Source organism: Flavobacterium cucumis, assembly GCF_900148835.1.
GTDB lineage: Bacteria > Bacteroidota > Bacteroidia > Flavobacteriales > Flavobacteriaceae > Flavobacterium > Flavobacterium cucumis.
The window spans coordinates 422,972-448,888 of sequence record NZ_FRYK01000001.1; the positions used below are offsets into that span (position 1 = coordinate 422,972).

The 25,917-nt window shown below is 33.8% G+C and carries 17 protein-coding genes; all 17 read right to left on the reverse strand.

Going from position 1 to position 25,917, the window contains the following annotated elements:
* Window positions 1-71: 71 nt before the first annotated feature.
* Window positions 72-809: an energy transducer TonB gene (locus tag BUE95_RS02005; protein ID WP_073580915.1), complete on the reverse strand. Its 738-nt coding sequence runs from the start codon at window positions 807-809 to the stop codon at window positions 72-74.
* Between the two features lie 42 nt (window positions 810-851).
* A complete protein-coding gene (locus BUE95_RS02010) occupies window positions 852-1,229 on the reverse strand; it encodes a VanZ family protein (RefSeq protein ID WP_073580917.1) in 378 nt (125 codons plus the stop codon).
* Window positions 1,198-1,578, reverse strand: coding sequence for a glycine cleavage system protein GcvH (gene gcvH, locus BUE95_RS02015; RefSeq protein ID WP_073580919.1), 381 nt, complete (start codon window positions 1,576-1,578; stop codon window positions 1,198-1,200). The genes BUE95_RS02010 and gcvH overlap by 32 nt, the downstream gene beginning before the upstream one ends.
* Window positions 1,579-1,705: 127 nt before the next feature.
* On the reverse strand, window positions 1,706-8,929 hold the full coding sequence (sov, locus tag BUE95_RS02020) for a T9SS outer membrane translocon Sov/SprA (protein ID WP_073582370.1): 7,224 nt from the start codon (window positions 8,927-8,929) through the stop codon (window positions 1,706-1,708).
* Between the two features lie 36 nt (window positions 8,930-8,965).
* Window positions 8,966-9,547 (reverse strand): Holliday junction branch migration protein RuvA, encoded by a 582-nt coding sequence (ruvA, locus tag BUE95_RS02025; RefSeq protein WP_073580921.1) that lies wholly within the window; start codon window positions 9,545-9,547, stop codon window positions 8,966-8,968.
* 6 nt (window positions 9,548-9,553) lie between these two features.
* A complete protein-coding gene (locus BUE95_RS02030) occupies window positions 9,554-11,836 on the reverse strand; it encodes an NADP-dependent malic enzyme (protein ID WP_073580923.1) in 2,283 nt (760 codons plus the stop codon).
* A gap of 577 nt (window positions 11,837-12,413) precedes the next feature.
* Window positions 12,414-13,295, reverse strand: coding sequence for a DUF808 domain-containing protein (locus BUE95_RS02040; protein WP_073580927.1), 882 nt, complete (start codon window positions 13,293-13,295; stop codon window positions 12,414-12,416).
* Between the two features lie 87 nt (window positions 13,296-13,382).
* Window positions 13,383-14,321 carry a tRNA epoxyqueuosine(34) reductase QueG gene (gene queG / locus BUE95_RS02045; protein ID WP_073580929.1) on the reverse strand — a complete coding sequence of 313 codons (939 nt, stop codon included), beginning with the start codon at window positions 14,319-14,321 and terminating at the stop codon, window positions 13,383-13,385.
* A 1-nt stretch (window position 14,322) separates the two neighbouring features.
* Complete coding sequence (locus tag BUE95_RS02050) at window positions 14,323-14,676, reverse strand: four helix bundle protein (protein ID WP_073582372.1); 354 nt, start codon at window positions 14,674-14,676, stop codon at window positions 14,323-14,325.
* 58 nt (window positions 14,677-14,734) lie between these two features.
* The gene (gene ruvB, locus BUE95_RS02055) at window positions 14,735-15,757 is read right to left on the reverse strand and encodes a Holliday junction branch migration DNA helicase RuvB (protein WP_073580931.1); all 1,023 of its coding nucleotides are present in this window, start codon (window positions 15,755-15,757) and stop codon (window positions 14,735-14,737) included.
* A 74-nt stretch (window positions 15,758-15,831) separates the two neighbouring features.
* Window positions 15,832-17,598: a cytochrome c oxidase subunit I gene (locus BUE95_RS02060; RefSeq protein WP_073580933.1), complete on the reverse strand. Its 1,767-nt coding sequence runs from the start codon at window positions 17,596-17,598 to the stop codon at window positions 15,832-15,834.
* A gap of 29 nt (window positions 17,599-17,627) precedes the next feature.
* Window positions 17,628-18,779 carry a cytochrome c oxidase subunit II gene (locus tag BUE95_RS02065; RefSeq protein ID WP_073580935.1) on the reverse strand — a complete coding sequence of 384 codons (1,152 nt, stop codon included), beginning with the start codon at window positions 18,777-18,779 and terminating at the stop codon, window positions 17,628-17,630.
* A 19-nt stretch (window positions 18,780-18,798) separates the two neighbouring features.
* Entirely contained in the window at window positions 18,799-20,307 is a 1,509-nt protein-coding gene (locus BUE95_RS02070; RefSeq protein WP_073580937.1) for a quinol:cytochrome C oxidoreductase, read from the reverse strand.
* Between the two features lie 27 nt (window positions 20,308-20,334).
* Window positions 20,335-20,880, reverse strand: a complete 546-nt coding sequence (locus tag BUE95_RS02075) for a c-type cytochrome (RefSeq protein ID WP_073580938.1) — start codon at window positions 20,878-20,880, stop codon at window positions 20,335-20,337.
* 9 nt (window positions 20,881-20,889) lie between these two features.
* Complete coding sequence (locus BUE95_RS02080; RefSeq protein WP_073580939.1) at window positions 20,890-21,414, reverse strand: DUF3341 domain-containing protein; 525 nt, start codon at window positions 21,412-21,414, stop codon at window positions 20,890-20,892.
* Window positions 21,415-21,418: 4 nt separating this feature from the next.
* Window positions 21,419-22,828: an NrfD/PsrC family molybdoenzyme membrane anchor subunit gene (gene nrfD, locus BUE95_RS02085; protein ID WP_073580940.1), complete on the reverse strand. Its 1,410-nt coding sequence runs from the start codon at window positions 22,826-22,828 to the stop codon at window positions 21,419-21,421.
* 30 nt (window positions 22,829-22,858) lie between these two features.
* Window positions 22,859-25,894, reverse strand: coding sequence for a TAT-variant-translocated molybdopterin oxidoreductase (locus BUE95_RS02090; protein WP_073580941.1), 3,036 nt, complete (start codon window positions 25,892-25,894; stop codon window positions 22,859-22,861).
* Window positions 25,895-25,917 lie beyond the last annotated feature (23 nt).

Here is a 25,917-nt window from a genome sequence, read left to right on the forward strand (position 1 = left end):
AACTATTTGTTAAAACATTAATACAATATATGTGCCAAAAAAAAATCCCAACACTAGGTTGGGATTAAAATTTATTGCAGTTTGAATACAATCGGTTGACTGTACTTTACTTTTACAGGTTTACCTCTTTGAAGACCAGGCTTGAACTTAGGTAATTTTGAAATTACTCTTTCTGCCTCTTTTTCAAGTAATTCACCTCCTTTTGGTCCTTTAACTTGAATATCTGTAATACTTCCATCTTTTGCTATGATAAATAAAACAGACACTCTTCCTTGAATTTCTTGTTCCATAGCTCTTTCTGGATACTGTTGATTTTTTCTGATGTGTTTCGTCATTTGTTCTTGAAAACACTCTAACTGTTTGCTTTTCGGAACGTTTTCACATCCAGGAAAAATTGGAATTTGCTCAATTACAGCGAACGGTATTTCTTCATCAAAAACCTCTTCAGATGTACCTCCTTCATCACCGAAGTTTGATGCTTGAACTACTACTACAGGTTTATTTTCATCAACTTCTGTAGTTTCAATTTTCTTTTCTTCAATAACAATTTTATCTTCTACAACTTGAATTACTTCAGGTGCAGGTGGTGGTGGTGGTGGCAATTTTTGTGCAGGTGGCATTGTTAAAATAACATCTTCATCTTCCACAAAGTTCTCTTGAATACTTAATGTTTCAACTACAACCTTTGGATCTTCAGACTTCATTTCAATAGCAACGTATGTTAACAACAAAACTGCTGCAAGACCAATCTGGAAATAGAGTGAACTATTTCTCTTTGGATCAACATTAGGGTTTTTCTTTAATTCCATAATTTAATTTTGAGGTACTAATATAGTTAATAATAGAACTATTTATTTTTTAAATCTAAATGTTTTCACTACAAAAAATCCTAATAAAACGCCGCCAAAATTCGCTACGATATCACTAAAATCTGCTTGTCTATTTTGCGTAAACATCCCTTGTAAAACTTCAATAATTATGCCAAAAATAAGAATAAAAATAAGAATACAAAAATTTAACCTATTTTCTTTTTTCTTTCTGTTCAATGCAACAAACCAAAGCAAGAATAGTACAAAATAAAATATAAAATGTACCATCTTATCATTTCCTACTATAGAAATGTTTGGAATACTATTAATTCTTGCTAAACTGCCAATCAAGATTCCGATTGTCCAAAATATCGCAAGAAAAAGAAACCTACGCTCCAATAAGTGCTTTATAATCTTCACTTGTTAAAAGAGAAGCAACTTCAGATGCATCAGAAATTTTAACTTTTACCATCCAACCATCTCCATAAGGATCCGTATTCACCGTCTCAGGGCTTGACTCTAATGAATCGTTAAATTCAATAATTTCACCAGATAATGGCAAAAACAAGTCTGAAACTGTTTTTACAGCTTCAACTGTTCCAAAAACCTCATCTTTCGCTAAAGATTGATCTAATGTTTCTACTTCAACATAAACAATATCACCTAACTCTTTCTGAGCAAAATCGGTAATCCCTACAGTTGCAATATCGCCTTCTACTAGAACCCATTCATGATCTTTAGTGTATTTTAAATTTGCTGGTATATTCATCTTAATTTGTTTTTTGATGCACAAATGTAATTTTATTTATTGAATTGAAAAAAATGTTTTTGTGATTTTTTATTCAATTTCGAAATAGCTTTTCTTTTTCAATCCGTACCCCAACTTATTATTTTATTTAGTTACCAAAATTATATCGCAGTGTAAATCCTCCTCTAATATTTGTAATAGGAAAAGAAGTTGATATAACCGCTTGTGAGAACTGATGGTCATAGAAAAAAATAGCGGTTAAATTTCTACTAAAAGAATAATCTGCTGTAACTTTTATTGACCACAAATCTTGTCCGCCACCAAGTTGATTGTTATCATAATCAAGATAACGAACAATAGTATTGTTTTTTCTTAAAGAAAAATCAGCTTTTATATTAATATCACTTTTTATAATACCCGAAACATTATCAGCTAATGCAGAATTAATCGTAACATCTTTGATTCTGTATCCCAAACCTATTATATATTCGTTACCCACAACTTCGGTAAGCAGGTTATTGTCAAAACTCATATTCAAAGTCCTATCCTTCTTGATTTCAGCCAAGATTTTAAGTGAATTTTTAAGGGTAACATCTACTTTTACTAATGGATTAAACTGTTCTGTTAAATTCACATTAGAAATCAATTTACTAGCATAAAAATTCTGATTGGCATCTGTAGGGCTTTCATTTAAATTAGATCTAAAAGCATTTACATTATAACTTGCTCGATATCCATGCTGAATAGAAAAAGTACTAAATTTGTCCTTAAACCATTTGTATCGCATTAACCCGGTATATTTTATAGTCCAATTAGGAAGTGGTATGTTTCTAAAAACTCCCGTTGCTACTTTATCAGCACTCTGACCTGAATAGGCCGCTATAAATGCAGGCAACAAAACTTGTTGGCTATTTTTCCCAAACCCTACTGGATAACCTTCCGCATCGCGTATCACCGGAGTACCTAGATTTGCATAATAACGTTCCCCCAAACGATTAGCAACAACTAATCGATTATCTCTAAAATCTTGAAATGCTTGTGAAAAATTTAAATCGCTTTGCTGGAAAGAGGTTTGAATTAGTATTGTAGATATATTGAAATTTCCAAAATCATAAGGAGAACGTGAATTATATTGCCCAGACGAAACATCATATTGTTCTGAAAAATTATAGGCGTAGGTTCTATCAGCACTTAAATCAATTTTAAAATCAGGAAAAACTTCCATCTGGGCCGTTACATTTAGCTTTTTGTTTTGAACTTGTGTGAAATTTTGATTAAACTCTGGAAATGTTGTCAACCAACCGTTTCTTGCTGCCTCGTAACGAACATCATCCTGACTACCAAATACAAAACCTAATGTAGGCTTTGATGACCCAAAAAATCCTAATCCTGGCAAATATCCTGGCAAAATTGTTCCTTTATTCTCCGTGTAATTTAATTGGATGTTCTTTACACTTGTAACAAACCCTATCAAACCACTCATAAAAACATTACGCTCTGTATTAATGTTTTTATTGGCCGCTACAACTTTTTGCCCTGGTTTTGGTATCGCATTTTTATCTTTTGATGAATCCTTTGTTTTTACTCTTTTGTTTTTTGTTAGCCCAATATACTTATAAAAAGCATCCATATTCAAAGTGGTATTCAACTTATGGGAACTTGCATTTTGAATGGTATTTCCTAATTGATATTGTGTCCCATCTTCCGCCAATATAGAAGAAAAAGCATCAGATGAGCGCTGCCAATTATAATCACCTGTATAGGTATAAGTAGATTTGACAAAACTAAAAAGAGGTATTTTGTTAATAGGTAAATCATAATTAACAACCAATTGCTGATTGTGCTGGTTTGACTCGCCAATATTCCAATAATCATCCCAAATACCTAAACCATCAATTGGAAGGTTATTTTCATCTAAATAATTTCTAACAATATTATTGGATGAAGCTGTATAATTAAACCTAAGTGATTTGGTAAGATTATAATTGACACCATAGTTGTAATTAAAAAAGTAATTACGTCTGTACAAATCTCCCAATCCAATTCCCTGTACCTCTGCCAATCTAAAACGTTGTTTGTTGAATTGTCTCAAAATTGTTGAACTAAAAGATATATTGGTAGGCAAGAAATTAAAATTAAAATCAGAAAGCATTTTGTAATACCCACTTTTCTTTAGTGATTTTGAATTTTTGAATGGTTCTATAGCCAACGGTTTAAACGCATAAGCATAATCTACTGACGACCTGTTTTGTTTATCAATTAAGTCTTCTATTTCAAAATCGTGATGCTCTGTTTCATTAAGAGAGTACGAAAGGGTTAAATTTTCAACATCATAAAAATGAGCTTTCTTTTCAGGATTTTTCTCTTTTCTAACTCCAATAAAATTAATACTAGTACGTTTAGTATAATCAATTGCTCGATTTCTAACATTCTCTCGCTGACTAGGATCTGTAATATCCAACAACTGATCAAGTTCAATATCTTGATTTAAAGGATCAAATTTAGGCGTAATTGTTTCCTCTCCAACAGCATAATTGAACGGTAAATTAATACCCCATTTTTTTGGCAACAACTTTCCAAGACTAATGTTCGTTACAATATCATATTGAAAAACATCTTCTCTACTTCTTTCATTTGGCCCTTGCTCTAACGCTCCAAAACCAATCGTATTAACACGAGTCGTAGCAGAAACATTTGCAAAATCAGCTAAATTGGTATCCACATTTGCTACTGCTGCATACCCTCCTTTATTATCCATATCAGAAATACGAAGTTCGTTAAACCAAACTTCACCTCGTTGAACTGCTCCTGATTTATTTTTAATACCAATCATTAAGGTTCTAACTAAACCAATATTTGGATTACCTTTTATTCCTAACGTTAGTTTATTATTTGACGAACCCAAATCTTCTTCTTCTATAAAACCAATCCCATTAGGATCTGAAAAATCTATAGAGGGGTCATTTTGAAGTTTTAAAATCTTTAGGCTGGTTAAAAGGGCTAATGGTAATTCAATTTCATTAGCTAATGGCCAAATAGCCTCTGGTGTAGAAGCTCCAAATTGCGATACTTTCAAAGGAATTTCAACTTGATAAAAATTATCGGTAAAGTCATTCCCAAAACGAATAAAAGCCGTTAATTCATCATCATCTAAATCTCCAGCCTGCACAGCTTCTGCATGTAAAAACATTCTTAATTTTTTGTATTGACGCATATCAATACTAACATTTTTGAAAACCGCTCTTGAATCATTGTTTTCTAAACCATTCGCAGTTCCACCTAATTTATCATAAACTCGTAATGAAAGTGATTGTTCGTTTTGATTTATAACAGTATTATTATTATAGAGTTGCTCACGAACAACTCCTGGCGGTGTAACATAGTTAATAGGACTTCTATCTCCATTTTCCTGAACATTTAATGCCACTACATCAAAACCTGTATTGTCATCATCTACATTTGGATCATTAATATCTAAAGTGTTTACAAATCTTCTCCATTCTCCCCTAACCAAATCAAGGGCGCCAAATCGAAGAGTAATATCATCTCTAAATCCTGTTAAATACATCCTCATAAATCGTATAGAACGAAAATCTGATATAGGACCTACTTTATTATTTGGATTATTAATAAATTCTAAAATTGGTATTTTATAGAGAATCCATCTCACTTTCCCTGTAGAACCATTAGGTAAAATCACATTGTTATCCTCTCTGTAATCTGCTATGAAATTTTGCCCAACTGGAACTGCCGCTTCTGGATATTCTTCAAAATCAACTTCAAATTTGTAATAGGCATTAATCGTATTCATCGTATTATCCCTATTAATATCTTCTACATCTGGAAAAGTTGTATTCCCTCTATTGGTATCTGTAACATTTACTGGAGAGTTTCCTTCAACACCATTATAATTTTTATATCGTGTCACAACATCTCCCGAGGAATTTAAGTAAAATTGATAATTATCCGCAGCGGGATCGGGCTGAGAAGCGAATTGTGAAAACTTAACGGCTTCGTCTGAGTCAATTAACCCATCAAAACCAGCATCTTGTACTGCTCTGTTCCCTTCTGAGGTGTCAAAAGCATAGATTAAAGATTGTGAAGCTGGTGTTTCTCCCCAAGACGAACCAACAGTAGATTGTGTCGAACCTGATTCTGGCAAACCGTTTTCAAATAATTTTTTTCCATCACTCAATACATCCTCTGATATTTCTCCTAAGTTAAAAACCAATTTACCTGTATTCGTTGGATCTGTTCTATCACCAGCATTTCCATAATACGGATCCATAACCCAAAATTGAATGTACTCAACATTAGATTGTTCAAAATTTGTAGAGTTTATAGCTCTTGTAATTCCAGCCCAATTTTCTGGAGCTTCCAAATCGGGAAACTGATTCGTCGATGCCAAATTCGGATTAAAATTATAAGGTCCTCTATCCTTAGGGTAGTAAGTCAAATCAAGTGTGTTAATCACTGTAGATTGCCCCTGAGCTATATCTGTGACTGGATAAAGTTCTCTACTAAAAATTCTTCGTGTTTTATTAAATGAAAGATCGTCTTGATTGATTCCCGAAGGAGTTTGCACGTAAAAAACTGGATCAATAGAATACCATGACATTTTAGCTCTCTTGTATCCAATGGAAATATCATTTACAGGAGGTTCATTTGCGTTTGGTATTCCGTCGAAATTTTCTTCTAAAGGAACGCTGGACAAGCTCCATGCTAATGGCGACCTTAAATCGATACTAGATTGAGAACCTTCAAAATCATCAATATAAGTTGTAGCCTCACCATTAAATTGATCTGTTTTAGACGCACCTGGTTTCAAGTAAGCAATTTCGCCTCTAAAAGAAAAATTAGATGGAACATCTGTATCTATATTAGGTAATTTATTAACCAATCTGGTTAAAAAAGGAATTTCAGTAGAAAAATTAGCGTTGAATCCAAAAATAGTATTATTAACAGATTCTTGTCCGTAATTTGACTTAGTTGTAAATGGTCGCTCCGACATGTTTAAAACTGTTCCCCCAATTAAAAACTTATCATTGAATTTGTGTTCCACGTTTAGTCCCCAGAATCTTCTAGTTTGTTGACCAAAAATGGAATTATTCTCTACAGAAACCTCTATCGGAGTATTAGAAGCTTGGAGTGAAGGATCAATAATATTAACTTTTCCCATTTGATAATTCACGGTATAATCAACACCTTCAACTAAAAGTCTTCCTCCAGCTGTTACAACTACCGAACCTTGGGGCACATTAAAAGCTCCTATGGGAATTCCATCACCTCCCATAGACTTATAGCGTCCTTTTAATTGAAACTTATTCTTTGCGCTTTCTTGTAGTGCAGCGGCTTGTGTACTCTTGTAAAGACTTCGGAATACATATTTTGCTTGATTTGAATTATACGTTAAAGCTGCATCATAATCTTCTGCTTGCGTATTTAAGTCTAACTTGTCAAACAAATGCTTACCAAAAGGCTCAACTGTAGTAAAAATAATTCTTCCCTTTTCGGAATCTACAGTTAATCCTGGTATAAAATCAAAAAAACCATCACCTCCTGCCTGAGGATCGTTGGTGTAATTCAATTTATCCAAATTAAACACCTTTAACAATGGTGTTTGTGTTACTTCATATGGTAGATTTAAATTGGGGTTATTCTCATCTGGGAATGGATCTAAACCAGTTTTGGATATATAATTTAAAGGTGAAGGATCTGTATAAAGAATATTCAATTTAAAATCTTCTTGTTGCAGTTGATAACCTCCTGGAATTTGATAAATATTCTTCATCATTAAATTCCATATTGGCATAGTATATTTTGGATCAACACCACCAATTTGATATTCTGTAACCGTTAAATTACTCTTTAACAATTTCAAAATCAACGCTTGCGAGCTAGGAACTCCGGAATTATTTACATTAGTCGCATCTACCCCATCTGTGCCAAATTCTCCCACTTGATAAACTTCACCTCCAACCGTGTATTGGTACGCTACAGCTAAGACTTCGTCATTGGTTAATTTTTGATTTAATGAAATATAACCTAGTTGAGGATGAAACGTAAATTCAGAAGCCGTTAATTTTCTTGCATTTTCAAGTTTTGCAAAATCAATACCTTCGGCCATACCTGAAATATTGAATCCATTTAAAGCTGAAGACACATCTCGTATTGCGCTATTCAAAAAGTTATTACCTATGGAAGAGGGATCAAATTTATTATTACTATTTTTGGAAGGAGTATCTGGGCTAACGTTGTAAAACGTTGGATTTGATGTTAAATCTACATGAACGGTTTCTTGAGGCAAAACACCCGTTAAAGGACCTTCTCCTAAGTCTTGAAGAGCCACAATATTCCTAAGATTATTTTCTGTAGAATTTACTCTATTTTGTTTGTTCGTAATCCATACTTCAATTCTTGTGATTTGCACGCGTGAATTAACATAAGGATAGGTTTCCAATGCACTGTTGTATCTATCTCTAAAATATTGTGATAAAAAATAATGTCGATCCGAATCATAATCTAAAGCAAATAATTCAAACTCTTGTAAGGTACCTCCCCCTTGTGAAGTTAATGATCTCGTCTGAGATTTTTGCTCTGAAAAAACACCTGTAAATGTAGTTTTACCAAATTGAAGTTGGGTTTTAACTCCAAATAAACTTTGCGCACCTCGAACTAACGAATTTGACAAAGGAAAACTAACATTACCCACTTCTATTTTTTGAACAATATCATCCTCAGTCGGGGTATACTCTAACTTTATTAAATTCTGAAAAGCAAATGTAGATTGAGTATCATAATTTACATTAACATTTAATCGTGTTCCCACTTTTCCTTGCAAACCCACACTAATTCTTTGATCAAAATCAAAACTAGTGGTTCTTCTGTTCCTGGGTGAGAAAGATGGATTATCTTGTTTCGTGAAACGAACTCCTAGATCCAATTCAACCGATCCTGTAGGCTTAACATCTATTGTGTTACTTCCAAAAATAGATTCGAAGAATTTAGAATTGACGTAATACCTTGGCAATAAATCTTTTTTAGCTTCTTCGGAACCCGCCTTTTTACCATCAATTGCAGCTGACTTTTCTTGATAGTATTTTCGCATTTGCTCGCGAAAAACCAATTCTTGATATTGTTTTGGCGTTAAAATCAAGGGGTAATTTATATTAAAACCATCAACCGAACTTGTATAAATATAACGATCTGATTTGGCATCGTAGCTGTAGGCTTCTAAAATACTTTTAGGGTTTGGTATATCTAGTTTTCCTAAATCCACTCCTTTTTTTATAGTATCTTGCTGCTCTACATCCACCTGAGCTTGAAGTGGAAAACAAAACAACATTAAAATAAGTACAAAACTATACTTAATATCGCTAATCACTTTAAATGCCGTTTCTTTCAAGTTTTATAAATTTTTTAAAGCTTGTTTTATTAAATCCTCAACAGAAGCATTTGGAGTGTCTTTGACAATTTTATCTATGACTTTTTCTGCAGATTTCTTCACAAATCCTAAAACTTCTAAAGCAGATAACGCTTCATCTTTATTTGTATTGTTTTGAACTAGTGAAACTTCATCCAAATTATACACTTTTAACACTTTCTCTTTAAGATCTAGTATAATACGTTGAGCAGTTTTAGCGCCTATCCCCTTCATTGATTGAATCGTGGCAACATCATTAGCTGCAATTGCCTGAATAATTTGACTAGGCGCTAGAGACGACAACATAGTTCGGGCTGTACTCGCTCCAACACCTGAAACCGAAAGCAATAATTTAAATAATTCCCGTTCTTGTTTTTCTACAAAACCATACAAAGTATGCGCATCTTCTTTTATTTGTAAAAAAGTAAATAATTTCAAATTTTCTGAATCTGGCAACAGTGAAAAAGTATGTAAGGATATATTAATATGATAACCCACACCATTACAATCGATGATTACTTCGGTTGGTGTTTTTTCAACTAATCTCCCTTGGATGTGTGCTATCATTTTAATCTATTTTAGTGTCTTTTTACTTTTCTCTTGTGCATCTACTACAGCCACAGCTGCCATATTTACCATTTCTTCAACACTTGCACCCAATTGAAACACATGAACAGGTTTATCTAAGCCAAGAATTATTGGACCAATTGATTCAGACTTATTTAATTCTTTTAATAATTTATAGGTAATATTTGCCGCGTCTAAATTAGGAAAGATAAGTGTATTTACTTTCTTATTTACTAATTTAGAGAATGGAAACTTACTTTTCAACATTTCTGAGTTCAGTGCAAAGTCCGTTTGAATTTCACCATCAACAATTAAATCTGGATAATTTTCATGTAAATATGAAACCGCCTGACTTATTTTACTTGGCGCTTCATTGTGGGACGAACCAAAATTTGAATAAGACACCATAGCTATAACTGGTTCCATGCCAAACATTCGAACGGTTTTAGCCGTCATCAAAGCAATTCTAGCTAATTCATCAGCTGTAGGATTTGGGTTTATTGCAGTATCTGCCAAAAAGATTGGCCCTCTAGAGGTCATCATCATATTTGTAGTCGCAATCTTAGAAACTCCTGGCGCTTTATCAATCAATTGTATAACTGGTTTTATTGTTGATGGATAACTTCTGGAATGACCTGTAACCATAGCATCTGCTTCACCCGTATTTACCATCATCAAACCAAAATAATTACGTTCTCGCATCCATTTTTCAGCTTCATATAACGTAACTCCTTTGCGTTTTCTAGCTTCCCAAAAATGATTGGCATATTCTAATCTTTTTACTTCTGATTCTTTTGTTTTTGGATCAAAAATTGGCACTTCAGTATCAAAACCAATTTCTTCTTTCAACTCCATTATTATCTCTTTATTTCCTAATAAAATTGGAAAACCAATACCTTCTTCATGAACAATTTGAGCCGCTTTCAACACATCCAACTGATCTGCTTCAGCAAAAATGATACGTTTTGGATTGGTTCTTGCCCTATTCGTTAACAAACGAATCATTTTGTTATCAGAACCCATTCGTTCTAATAATTCGTCTTTGTATTTTTCCCAATCAGTAATAGGCGCTATTGCTACACCAGATTCCATAGCAGCTTTTGCAACAGCTGGCGGAACTGCCGCAATTAATCTTGGATCAAAAGGTTTTGGAATAATATAATCGCGGCCAAACGTTAATTTGGTTTCGCCATACGCGATATTTACTTGCTCTGGAACCGATTCTTTTGCTAATTCCGCTAAAGCGATAACAGCAGCTTTCTTCATTTCCTCATTGATTTTTGTTGCTCTAACATCTAAAGCACCTCTAAAAATAAATGGAAAACCTAATACATTATTCACTTGGTTAGGATGATCAGAACGGCCTGTTGCCATAATGATATCTTTACGTGTATCAATTGCTAAATTGTAGTTGATTTCTGGCGTAGGATTTGCCATCGCAAAAACGATTGGATTATCGGCCATTGACAATAACATCTCAGGTGTAACAATATCTCCAGATGACAATCCGATAAATACATCGGCTCCTTTCATAGCATGAGCTAAATCGTCATAATGTTTATCCGTTGCATATCGGCGTTGCATATCGGTAACTCTTGGATCGTCTTTACGTAATGCCCCTTTACTATTAAACATTACTACGTTTTCAGGCTTAACTCCAAAGGCAACATATAAATTAGCACAAGCAATGGCAGCAGAACCAGCTCCAGAAATGACCATTTTCACTTCTTCCATTTTTTTTCCTGCTAATTCTACTGCATTCAATAAAGCAGCTGAAGAAATAATAGCAGTTCCGTGCTGGTCATCGTGCATAACTGGAATATTCAACTCTTCTACCAAACGTCTTTCAATTTCAAAAGATTCTGGTGCTTTGATGTCTTCCAAGTTAATCCCTCCAAAAGTTGGAGCAATATTTTTTACCGTTTCAATAAATTTATCTACGTCTTTTGTATCCACTTCAATATCAAAAACATCAATATCGGCGAAGATTTTGAACAACAACCCTTTTCCTTCCATTACAGGTTTTGAAGCTTCTGGACCAATGTCGCCCAAACCTAAAACTGCGGTTCCATTTGATATTACAGCTACTAAATTTCCTTTTGCGGTATATTTATAAACGTTGTTAACGTCTTTTTCAATTTCTAAACAAGGTTCTGCTACTCCTGGAGAATAAGCCAAAGCTAAATCTCTTTGTGTCGCATATTTTTTGGTAGGTACTACCTGAATTTTTCCAGGTGTTGGTTTAGCGTGGTATAATAAGGCTTCTCTACGTTTACTATCTTTATGCATGATTTTTTATTTTACTAACTTACAAATATAGTAGTATGCATATAAAATGAGAAATTATTTTGACATTCTTTTGAAAAAATAAATGGATTATTAATTAAATCATTCAATTGTAAATTAAAACAATTAATCTAGTTTATAGTTAGGATACTTATAAAATTTCATAATGACAAGAGGTAAAAAAAATGATAATATTGAAAATATAATATATCCTAAAACTAACTTCCCATTATAACTTTTGTAATTATCTATAATTTGTTTGTATCTATCTTTGTAAACAATCAAAAAAAATTAATTAAAAAAATGGTAATATATAAAATATTAGAGCAGGAAATAAGCTATTTAAAATTCTTCCCGGAAAAATATCAATTTGAAAAGTAATTGGATAACGAATATCAAAAAAAGATTTTATTAAAATGATAATAATAGCCAAATTTAACATCTGAAAAACAGCAAAAAGATAAACAAGTATTTTCCATTCTTGACTATTCTTTTTTTTACTTTGAGCTGTTAGTATAGCATCAGACCAAATCATATAATATATATTACTCACCTTACTTATAATCAAAGTTTTGAAAGGTTATTTTTTCACCAAACCCTTCACCTTCTCAAACCCCGTCATCAACAAAACTGCCAACAATCCAAATGCGATTCCGACGCCAAATTCAGCTACAGTTGATGGAATACTATGTGGAATTAAATGATGAATATATTCGATATTATGAAGAAAAATTCCTCCAGAAACTAAAAGAAGTGCGATAGTTCCTACGACAGCAAGGAATTTAATAACCAATGGCAAGGCTTTGATTAAAACACCACCTAAAGAAGACAAAAATCCTTTATCGTTGCCTTTTCGCATTAAATAAAATCCGGCATCGTCCATACGAACAATTAAAGCTACGATTCCGTAAACTCCAACAGTAGCAATAATAGCTACAAAAGTTACACTTAAAATTTGGGTAATCAAGGGATGCTGTTTTTCCATTGCAGTTCCTAAGGCGATGATGACAATTTCAAGCGAAAGAATAAAATCGGTTTTAATAGCCGAACTTATTTTTGCTTTTTCCGAATGTTCATCACTTTCTTCTAGTTGGCTTTCAGCGATAACTTCTTCTCCTTTTTTAGCGCGATGAAAAAAGTATTCGATAATTTTCTCCACCCCTTCGTAGGCTAAGTAAACTCCCCCAATGATTAAAGCCGCTTTAATAGCTGGCGGATACAACCAATTCAAAACAAAAACAACCGGCAGAATAATCAATTTATTGATAAACGAACCTTTAGTAATCTCCCAAAGCACTGGGATTTCTCTTGAAGCTAAAAATCCCGTTGCTTTTTCGGCATTTACTGCTAAGTCGTCTCCTAAAATCCCTGCTGTTTTTTTGGTTGCTAATTTACTAGTCATTGCCACATCGTCCATCAATGCGGCGATATCGTCTAAGATTGCGAAAAATCCTGATGCCATAATTTTATTTTTTCTTTTTAATAACGCTCAAAACTACAGTAAAGTTTTGAAATTGAAAATATTTTTATCCGAAAAGCACTATACCATTTATTTCTTCAAGAAATTGATATTACGAAGTAAGCCTTCGTATTTGGTTCGCTTCACAGCAGAATTTTTAAATACCTTTTGAAAAGTATCCACCGTAATTTCTTCCCAATCGGATTTTGAGAAGTTTAAAATCTCAGAATTCGTTTGAAAAAGAGGTTCATTATGTGGTTTTGAAAAACGATTCCAAGGACAAACATCTTGGCATACATCGCAACCAAACATCCAGTCGTCAAATTTACCCTTCATTTCTTGTGGCAAATTATCTTTCAATTCAATCGTGAAATACGAAATACATTTACTTCCATCTACCACATAAGGCGCTACAATAGCTTCTGTAGGACAAGCATCTAAACAAGCTGTACAACTTCCACAATGGTCGGTTGTTGGTGAATCATATTCTAATTCCAAATCGATAATTAATTCGGCGATAAAATAAAACGAACCGACTTTTTGTGTAATTAAATTACTGTTTTTTCCAACCCAACCCAAGCCACTTTTTGCCGCCCAAGCTTTATCCAAAACTGGAGCAGAATCCACGAAAGCTCTTCCTGAAACTTCGCCAATTTCGTTTTGGATGAAATGCAACAATTCCTTTAATTTTTCTTTGATGACGTGATGATAATCTTGTCCGTAAGCGTATTTAGAAATTTTATAAGAGTCATCATTTTGAAGTTCGGAAGGATAATAATTCAATAATAACGAAATTACACTTTTGGCATCATCCACCAATAAAGTTGGATTCAACCGTTTGTCAAAATGGTTTTCCATGTAACTCATCTGACCGTTCATATTGTTATTAAGCCAATTTTCTAATCTAGGCGCTTCTTCTTCTAGAAAAGCAGCTTTGGAAATTCCGCAAGACAAAAAGCCGAGTCTTTTGGATTCGGCTTTGATTATTTTCGAATAGTTGGAAGTTGGAAGTTGGAAGTTGGAAGACATATTACGATAATTTATTTCTAAAAGCAATCATCATATTCATCAAATTATATGAATCCTGATAATATTTATCAAAATCTACTTCACTAATATACGCTCTCCTTTTTGCTTTGTGCAAACAAGTCACAACTTCTGCTAAAGAGCGAATTGCATATCCTAAAAACCTTCTAAACTCAGGATTACTTTGCTCAATTGAACCTTCAGAAATATTTAACGCTATCGAATCAACCGCACGATTGATTTGGGAAGTCAAATTATATGTTTCACTTTTAGGAAAGTTTTGAGAAATTTTGAAAATGTCTTCACCAAAACTCATTGCATTTTGCCAAATAATTAATTTTTCAAACTTAAAACTCATAAAAATATCTTTTAAAACGAAATAAAACTTCCAGCTTCCATCTTCCATCTTCCAGCTCTTAAAAAAGTCCTCCTTGAATATTATTTTTAATTTTACCTAAATGCTTATAAGCTTTTTCAGTAACTTCTCTTCCGCGAGGTGTTCTCATGATGAAACCTTCTTGAATTAAAAAAGGTTCGTATACTTCTTCAATCGTTTCACCACTTTCAGAAACTGCGGTTGCTAATGTTGATAATCCCACTGGTCCTCCTTTGAATTTTTCGATTATGGTTAATAGAATTTTATTATCCATCTCATCTAAACCATGTGCATCTACATTTAAAGCTTTTAATGCGAATTTTGCAATCTCGATATCGATTTTACCGTTTCCTTTGATTTGAGCAAAATCTCTAACACGACGTAATAATGCATTAGCAATACGAGGTGTTCCTCTACTTCTGCCAGCGATTTCAATAGCAGCTTCCATCGTAATTGGCATTTTTAAAATGGATGAACTACGTTGAACAATGGTGGTTAATAATTCTGTATTATAATATTGTAATCTGCTCTGAATCCCAAAACGAGCACGCATTGGTGCAGTTAATAATCCTGAACGAGTGGTAGCTCCAACTAAAGTAAATGGATTCAAATTGATTTGAACGGTTCTTGCATTTGGACCTGATTCAATCATGATATCAATCTTAAAATCTTCCATTGCCGAATACAAATATTCTTCAACAATTGGACTTAAACGATGTATTTCGTCAATGAATAAAACATCTCTTTCTTCAAGATTGGTCAACAGACCCGCTAAATCACCAGGCTTATCTAAAACTGGTCCTGATGTGATTTTGATTCCTACTCCTAACTCATTTGCTAAAATATTAGCTAAGGTTGTTTTACCTAAACCCGGAGGTCCATGAAATAATGTATGATCTAATGCTTCTTTACGCAAATTAGCCGCTTGTACAAAAACAATTAGATTTTCTAAAACTTGTTCTTGTCCAGAAAAATCATCGAAGCTTAATGGGCGCAATGCCTTTTCAATATCAATATCTTGCGAAGAATAGGATTCTTTATTTGGATTCAAATTATCGTTCATAAAAGCAAAGATAAGTAAAGTTATAAAACAAAAACCTCTCCAAATGGAGAGGTTTGTATATTGTGGAAAAAATCTTAGTGATGTAAAACTTCTTCTCCTTCTTTCATTGGTGTGATCTGAGTAACGAAATCTTCATCGTGACCTGGCTTACTGTAATCATAAGGCCATCTGTGTACTTCAGGAATTTCACCAGGCCAATTTCCATGAATATGCTCAACTGGTGTAGTCCATTCTAAAGTAGTCGATCTCCATGGATTTTGAGTTGCTTTCTTACCATAGAAAATACTGTAGAAGAAATTCCAGAAAAATACAATTTGAAACGCTGCTCCTACGATAGCAAAAATTGTAATTAAAACATTAACATCTGCTAATTCGTCAAATAATGGGAAAGCTGAGTTAGTGTAGTAACGTCTTGGTAAACCAGCCATACCGATAAAGTGCATTGGGAAGAATACACCGTAAGCACAAATGGCAGTTACCCAGAAGTGAACATAACCTAAATTTTTATTTAACATTCTGCCGAACATCTTAGGGAACCAATGGTAAACACCAGCAAAAAATCCATAAAGCGCAGAAATACCCATTACTAAGTGGAAGTGAGCTACTACGAAATAAGTATCGTGAACGTTGATATCTAATGTAGAATCTCCAAGGATAATACCTGTTAGACCTCCAGTGATGAAAGTAGAAACAAAACCAATTGAGAACAACATTGCAGGGTTCAATTGTAAATTACCTTTCCACAAAGTTGTAATCCAGTTAAAGGCTTTAACAGCAGAAGGTATTGCAATTAATAGGGTTGTAAATGTAAATACAGAACCTAAGAAAGGATTCATTCCAGAAACGAACATGTGGTGACCCCAAACGATTGTTGATAAAAAAGCAATTGCAATAACTGATGCAATCATTGCGCGGTAACCAAAAATCGGTTTTCTAGAGCTTGTTGCAATAATCTCTGAAACAAGTCCCATTGCAGGCAAAATAACAATATATACTTCCGGATGTCCTAAAAACCAAAACAAGTGCTCAAACAATACTGGAGAACCGCCTTGGTAATGTAAAACTTCACCTTGGATGAAAATATCTGACAAGAAGAAAGATGTTCCAAAACTTCTATCAAAAATCAATAACAATGCAGCAGAAAACAAAACTGGAAACGAAACTATACCGATAATTGCAGTTAAGAAAAAAGTCCAAACTGTTAATGGAAGCCTAGTCATTGTCATACCTTTAGTTCTCATGTTGATTACTGTTACAACATAATTTAATGACCCCATCAAAGAAGAAGCAATAAAGATAGCCATAGAAACTAACCACAAAGTCATACCTAAACCAGATCCAGGAATTGCCTGAGGCAAAGCACTTAAAGGAGGATAAATTGTCCAACCCGCAGATGCCGGTCCTGATTCAACAAATAGAGAACTAATCATGATAATGCAAGAAACAAAGAACAACCAAAAAGATAGCATATTCATGAAACCTGAGGCCATATCACGAGCTCCAATTTGTAACGGAATTAATAAGTTACTAAACGTACCACTTAAACCCGCAGTAAGTACAAAAAATACCATTATTGTTCCGTGTATAGTTACCAAAGCAAGGTAAATATCATTACGCATTACACCATCTGGTGCAAAATTATCTCCCAAGAAAATCTTGAATATTTCAAAAGATTCTTCTGGCCATGCAATTTGCATACGGAAGAATAAAGATAAAACAACTCCAACAATACCCATCAATAAACCTGAAATAAGGTATTGTTTTGCTATCATTTTATGATCAAGACTAAAAATATATTTAGTAATGAAAGTTTCTTTATGATGACCGTGTTCGTGTGACATACTAATTCTATTATAGGATATATAAAAACTTATTTGATAACTTGTGCTACAACTTTGGTTGAATCAACTATAACTGGAACAACTTCAGTAGCAACTGGAGCAGGTGCATTAGCCTCTTTCCATTGTTGTGCTAAGGTTGGTTTTTCATCTAACCAAGCTTTAAAATCTTCAGGGGTATCAACAACAATTTTCATTTGCATATTGTAGTGTGACGCTCCACATATTTTATTACATAATAATAAATAATCAAAAGTATAAGAATCTAAAGCAGTTCCACCATTGGCTACAATTTTCTTACTATTATTTACTCTAATTTTATTGATTTTAGCTACTTTATCAACAATTGCTTCATCATTTCTCATATCAGCAGTTGTTACAGTTGGAGTAAAAGCAAACTGGGTTACCATTCCAGGAACACAATTCATCTGTGCTCTAAAATGAGGCATATAAGCTGAGTGTAAAACATCTTGTGAACGCATTTTGAAAATCACTTTTTTACCAACTGGTAAATGCAACTCAGTAACTACTTTATCATCTTGAGCAGCTGGATCAGCTAAATCTACACCTAAAGTATTAATGCCTTCAATTAACCTTACATTTGCTTTTCCTAAAGTTTTATCATCACCAGCATAACGTGCTTCCCAACCAAATTGTTTAGCATATAATTCAACAATAATAGCATCTTGTTCATCTTCTTTATCAACAAACATAATGTTATTCCATGTATACAAGCCATACATAATTAGACCGGCTAAAACAATAACTGGAATAATAGTCCAAATTGCTTCTAATTTGTTGTTGTCTGCAAAATATAAAGCTTTTTGACCTTCTTTACCTCTGTATTTAAATGCAAAATAATGCAATAAAAACTGAGTAATAGTTTGAACGAAGAAAATTAATGCCATAGAAATAGCCATCAAGTTATCTACATCTTTTCCATGTTCAGAAGCTGGAGTTCCTAACACCAAATCACTCCAAGCATACAATGAATAGATAGTAAAAACATAAATGAAACCAACAAAGGCAAACATTAAATAACCATTAACACTATTATCTCTATCATTAGCGATTTCGTCATTATCCGAAGAACCACCAATTTGGGTTAAATCAAAAATTTTAGTTAATTGCCAAACAGCAATACCGATTAGAACTAAAATTATAAATACCAAGAAACTTGTCATTTTTATTTCTTTTTAACTATTAATAATGAAAATGCTTACTTTCCTCAATCAAAGGATTTCTTTTTGGAACTAATGGAGCCTTAGTTAAAGCTGAGAACACAACGAAAATAAATAAACCTAAGAAGAACATTAAAGCTCCAATTTCAGGGATACCAATAAACCATTGATCACCAACTGTTGCAGGCATAATCATATTGAAGAAATCAATATAATGTCCAAATAATATTACAATACCAGCCATAACTACAATCCATGTTAAACGTTTGAAATCTGTATTGATTAAGATTAACAATGGGAAAATGAAGTTTAAAACTAACATTCCGAAGAAAGGTAATTTATAGTGTTCGATACGAGTTACGAAATAAGTAACCTCTTCTGGAATATTTGAATACCAAATCAACATAAACTGAGAAAACCATAAATATGTCCAGAAAATACTGATACCAAACATAAATTTAGCTAAATCGTGAATGTGACTTGTATTTACATGTTCTAAATATCCTTTAGATTTTAAATATAATGTAATCATAGCAATTACAGTAATTCCACTTACGAAGAAACTTGCAAAAACATACCACCCAAATAATGTACTGTACCAGTGTGGGTCAACAGACATAATCCAATCCCAAGACATAATAGACTCAGAAACAATGAAGAACACTAAGAAGAAAGCAGCTAATTTAAAATTTCTCTTATATGGTGCATTGTCTTCAGCAGCATCTTGAGCAATAGAGTTTTTAACAAACTTGAAACGAACGTAATTCCAAACAATTAAAATGACAGCTGCGGTTCCTAAGAATCTTCCAACACTTAACCATCCTTTTTTAAGGAAAATTAATTTATCAAATTTAACTGATTCTGGATTAACAACTTCCGGATCCATCCATACAAATAAATGATTCCAATGCATTCCTGCAGCAACCAACAAAAGGAAGAAAATAATAGAACCTGGCAATAAATAAGCCGTAATACCTTCCATTACTCTAAATAAAATTGGTGACCAACCCGCTTGAGCTGCATATTGAATAGCATAGAAGGCTAAAACTCCAACAGAAATTAACATAAAGAAGATACAAGCCACATACAAGGCGGCCCAAGGCTTATTTTGTAATTGATGTAAAACATGTTCTAAATGAGCTTTATGATCATCCTGATAATGAGCGTCTGCTTTAGAATGAGTTTTGTGATTGTCTGTATGAGCAGGAGATTCAGCAACGGCTACAACAGCAGTAGTATCTTCAACATGAACAGTAGAATCAACTGTAGTATTGTTAGTTTCTACATGAGTTGAATCGGCTACATGAGCAACTGCGACATTTACAGTATCTGCTACAATATGAGTATCAACAGCCTGTGGAGCAATCTTCTCAACATGAGCAACTTCATGACCGTGATGACTATCTGCTAATAATTTTTCTACATCCTCAATTGTTTTTGGAGCATTTAAGAATCCAAATACAATTCCAACAACTCCAAGAGCCATTAGGATGAATGAAAAAGTTTTTAATTTACTTGAAAACGTGTACATATCTATTATTTTCAAAAAGTTTTACTATTATAATCCAGCTTTTAATTTTAAAACGTAGTCTGCAACTATCCAACGCTCCTCTTGAGATAATTGATTAGCATGAGAACCCATAGAATTTAGTCCATAGGTAACTACGTGATAAATACTACCTTCAGTGATTTCTCTGTCAGCATAACTTGGAACACCAAGGAATTTTTCTTTAACCACTAAGTTTCCTTTTCCATCTCCCTTATCACCATGACAAATTCCACAGTAAATAGTGTATAACTCTTTAGCTTTATCTTGATTAATTGACAAAGAATCAAGAGGTGACTTCAAACTTGCTTTTGCTAAAGCATAACCTTCTGGTGTATTTGGAATTTCGTAAGGCACAAAACCTCTTTTGATAGAACCTTTAGCAGGCAATTGAGCTTCAACTCCATCTTTAAATACATTATGTTCTGAATAAGTTTCATAAGAAACCGCTTCGTACATATTTGGAAAAAATTGATAGTTAGGTTTTGCTTTATCGAAACATGAAGTTGTCATGATAGACAAACCTACTACTGCTACTATTTTATATAAACTTTTCATAACTATCTATTAATGCTTTTCAACAATTTTAACTTCTACAGCACCAGTATTAGCAAAGAAAGAAAGCAATTCTTCTTCATTACCGTGAACACCCACTTCCATTAAAAAATGATCATCTGTAGTTCTTACATCTGGATTTTCAGCTTGTTTAAAGGGCCATAATTTACTTCTCATGTAAAAGGTTATAACCATTAAATGAGCTGCAAAGAATACCGTTAATTCGAACATAATTGGTACGAACGCTGGCATATTATCAATATAACTAAAACTTGGTTTTCCACCAATATCTTGAGGCCAATCTTGAATCATAATAAAATTCATCATCCAAGTAGCGACAGATAAACCTACTAATCCATAAAGAAAAGCGCAAATTGCAATTCTTGTCGGTGCTAAACCCATAGCCTTGTCTAAACCATGGACTGGAAAAGGAGTATAGATTTCTTCTATGTGATGATGAGCTGCTCTTGTTTGTTTAACAGCATCCATTAAAACATCATCATCATTATATATAGCGTGTATTACTTTATTACTCATGATATTAATGATTATCTGAATGATTATGACCGTGTTTTTCTCTTTCTGCCTTGTAATTATCTCCTGAAGATTTTAAAATAGTCTTAACCTCTGCCTGAGCAATTACAGGGAAACTTCTAGAATATAATAAGAATAATACAAAGAAGAATCCGATAGTTCCGATATAGATACCTGCATCAACAAAAGTTGGTTGAAACATTGTCCATGAAGATGGCAAATAATCTCTATGTAATGAAGTTACGATAATTACGAAACGCTCAAACCACATTCCTACGTTCACCACAATTGAAATGATGAAAGACGCCATAATGTTAGTTCTAATTTTCTTAGACCACATAACTTGTGGTGAGATTACGTTACAAGTCATCATTAACCAATATGACCACCAATAAGGACCAGTTGCTCTGTTTAAGAAGGCATATTGTTCATACTCAACCCCAGAATACCAAGCTACAAATAACTCTGTAATATAAGCACAACCAACGATTGAACCCGTAATCATAATTACGATGTTCATTAATTCGATATGTTGAATAGTGATATAATCTTCTAAGTTAGATACTTTTCTCATGATAATAAGTAAAGTATTTACCATCGCAAATCCAGAGAAAATCGCTCCAGCAACGAAGTATGGAGGTAATATTGTAGTATGCCATCCTGGAATTACAGAAGTAGCAAAGTCAAAGGATACAATAGTATGTACAGAAAGTACAAGAGGAGTTGCTAAACCAGCTAATACAAGAGAAACCTCTTCAAAACGTTGCCAATCTTTAGCTCTACCAGACCATCCAAAAGAAAGTATAGAATAAACTCTTTTAGTAAAAGGGGTTACTGCTCTATCACGTAACATTGCAAAATCAGGTAACAAACCAGTCCACCAAAAAACTAATGATACTGACAAATAAGTTGAAATTGCAAATACGTCCCATAACAAAGGTGAATTAAAATTAACCCACAATGAACCAAATTGATTTGGAATAGGCAATACCCAATATCCTAACCATGGACGTCCCATGTGAATGATTGGAAATAAACCTGCTTGCATTACAGAAAAAATTGTCATAGCTTCTGCAGAACGGTTAATGGCCATTCTCCATTTTTGACGGAATAATAATAATACGGCAGAGATAAGTGTTCCAGCGTGACCGATACCTACCCACCAAACGAAATTGGTGATATCCCAAGCCCAACCAACTGTTTTATTCAATCCCCATGTTCCAATACCTGTGGTAACTGTATAAATCATACAACCTAATCCCCATAGGAAAGCGGCTAATGCGATTGAAAATACTATCCACCATTGTTTGTTAGCTCTACCTTCTACAGGTCTAGCAACATCTACCGTTACATCGTGGTAAGACTTACTTCCTACTACTAAAGGTTTTCTAATGGGTGCTTCGTAATGAGACGACATAATCCTTTATATTGTTTCTTTAATTAATACTTATTTATCGTTTCTAACTTTCACGTGGTACATCACGTTTGGTTTTGTTCCGATGTGCTCTAACAAATGATACATTCTATCAGACTCAACTAGTTTGGCCACTTCTGATTCTGAATCATTGATGTCACCAAATTTCATAGCACCACTTGAACAGGCTGCAGAACAAGCCGTTTGGAATTCATCTTTACCAACTGGTCTACCCTCACGTTTAGCTTTCAATTTAACTGCTTGAGTCATTTGAATACACATAGAACATTTCTCCATAACCCCACGAGAACGTACATTTACATCTGGGTTGATAACCATACGACCTAAATCATCATTCATATGATAATCAAACTCGCTGTTTTTGTTATATAAGAACCAGTTGAAACGTCTTACTTTATACGGACAGTTGTTTGCACAGTAACGTGTACCAACACATCTGTTGTATGCCATGTGGTTTTGACCTTCTCTACCATGAGATGTTGCAGCTACTGGACACACCGTTTCACACGGAGCATGATTACAGTGCTGACACATAACTGGTTGAAAAGCAACTTGTGGGTTTTCTGAAGGATCTTCCATTCCTGAAAAAGTATCGATAGAATCCAATAAACCTGAAGCTTCTTCTTTAACAACAACATCTCCAGCAAAAGTATCTTGTGAAGAATAATATCTATCGATACGCAACCAATGCATATCTCTACTTCTTCTGATTTCTGATTTACCTACTACCGGTACGTTGTTTTCTGCGTGACATGCGATAACACAAGCTCCACATCCTGTACAAGCATTTAAATCAATAGATAAATTAAAGTGGTGACCAACGCTTCTGTCAAAAGAATCCCATAAGTCAACTTCTGTAGCAGCTGTTGGTTTGTGATCTAATGAAACCATTGGAACTGAATTCCAAACTTTAGCATCTTTAGTATTGAAAACTTCTAATGTAGTTTCTTTGATAATATCACCTCTACCCATTAATGTTTTTTGTAACTGAACACAAGCAAATTCATGCTCACCGTCAGCAACAGTAATAGTAGCAGATTGATTCGAGTTTAAGTTAGCGTATAAAGCATAAGCATTAACACCTACTTGCATCTCTTCTTTTAAACCTAATTTTTTACCGTATCCAAAAGCTAAACCTAAAGTTCCTTTTGCTTGACCTGGTTGAATAATAACTGGTACATTTTCTAAAGTAGTATTTCCTACTTTAATAGTCGCATAACTTCCGTTCAAACCTCCATTAGCAACATTCCAGTTTTTGAATCCATTTGCTTCAGCATCTGCTTTAGACATAGTTACATAATTATCCCAAGATACTCTTGTAATAGGATCAGGGAATTCTTGTAACCATGGGTTGTTTGCCTGTTGACCATCTCCCATTCCAACTTTAGAATATAAAACTAAATCGAAATTAGAAGATTTTGCTTTAGCTAAAGCTGAAGCTGCCGAAGCATAATCAGCAGAAACTACAGTTAATGGACTTGCTAAAGAAGCAACAAAACCATCATGAACTGCTTGATTCCAAGATTTTCCGGCTAAAGAAGTAACTGAAAAAGATTTTAAGAAATCGTAATAAGTAACTGTATTGTCTGTCCAAGCTAATAAAGCCTCTTGAAATTGTTTTGTATTGAATAAAGGACGAATCGTTGGTTGCATAATGCTGTAATTACTTCTAGTAATTGCAACATCACCCCAAGATTCTAAATAATGTGGAGCCGCAGCAGCAATATTTGTTAAACTTGAAGTTTCATCTTCTTTCATTGAGAAAGCAACTGAAAGTTTAACTGATTTTAAAGCCGCAACGAAATCTTTTGAATTAGCTAAAGTGTAAGCTGGATTAACTCCATTCATAATTAACGTATGAACTTTTCCAGCTTTCATGTCTGCTACTAATTGAGCAACAGCTTTTGCATCTCCTTTTCTTGTAAGGATAGCATCAGAAGGATTGAAAGCTACAGATTGTAATGCATTATTAATAGCTAAAACTACTAATTGTGCATTTACATCATCTAAACCTGTAACAACAACACCTTTATTTTTAGCATCTTTAAGTTGTTTAGCTGCTTTAGCAATTTTAGCATTTTTAGGTTGAGCACCATTAACAACAGCATAATATAAATCTGCTAAAGCTTGTTTTTGTTGCGCAACAGTCATTGGAATTCTAACATCTGCATTAGCACCTGCTAAAGACATGTTAGCTTCAATTTGAATATGTTTAGACATCATTCCATTTTTAGGAATACGACCTTGAGCATATCCCGCATCAAAACCTCCTCCTTGCCAATCTCCTAAGAAATCTGCACCAACAGAAACGATAACATCTGCTTTAGAAAAATCATAATTAGCTAAAGCTCTTACACCGTAAACTGCTTGAAAAGCGTCTAAAGCATTTGATTCAGAAACTGCATCATAAACAACATGCTTAGTTGTTGGATATTTTGCAACTAAAGAAGAAATTAAAGCATCTGTAGATGGACTTGCCATAGTGTTTGTCAACACTACTACATTTCCACCTTTTGCTTTAGCATCTTCTAAACTAGCTTTAACTTTAGTGTTTACGTCAGCCCAAGTTGCATCTTTACCAGCAATTTTAGGTTGCTTCAAACGTAAACTATCGTATAATGAAAGAACAGAAGCATGAACTCTTGCATTAGCTCCAGTTTTTGCTCCTTCTAAATTATTGTTCTCTACTTTAATAGGACGACCCTCACGAGTTTTGATTAAAATATTAGCAAAATCAAAACCATCAGCCATAGTTGTTGCATAATAATCAGCAACACCAGGAATAATCTCTTCTGGTTGAACTACGTAAGGAATTGACTTTACAACAGGACCTTCACAAGCCGCTAATGAAGCTGCAGCCGTGCTAAATCCAACATATTTTAAAAAGTCACGACGAGTAGTTGACGAAGAAGATAAAGATTCCTTATCTCCTAAAAACTGGTCAACCGGAATTGGCTCCACAAACTCGTTGTTTCTTAGCGTCTCAACAATAGAGCTATTTTCGTTTAGCTCTTCAACACTTTTCCAGTATTTTTTGTTTGATGCCATTGTATAGTATATTAGCTTCTTAA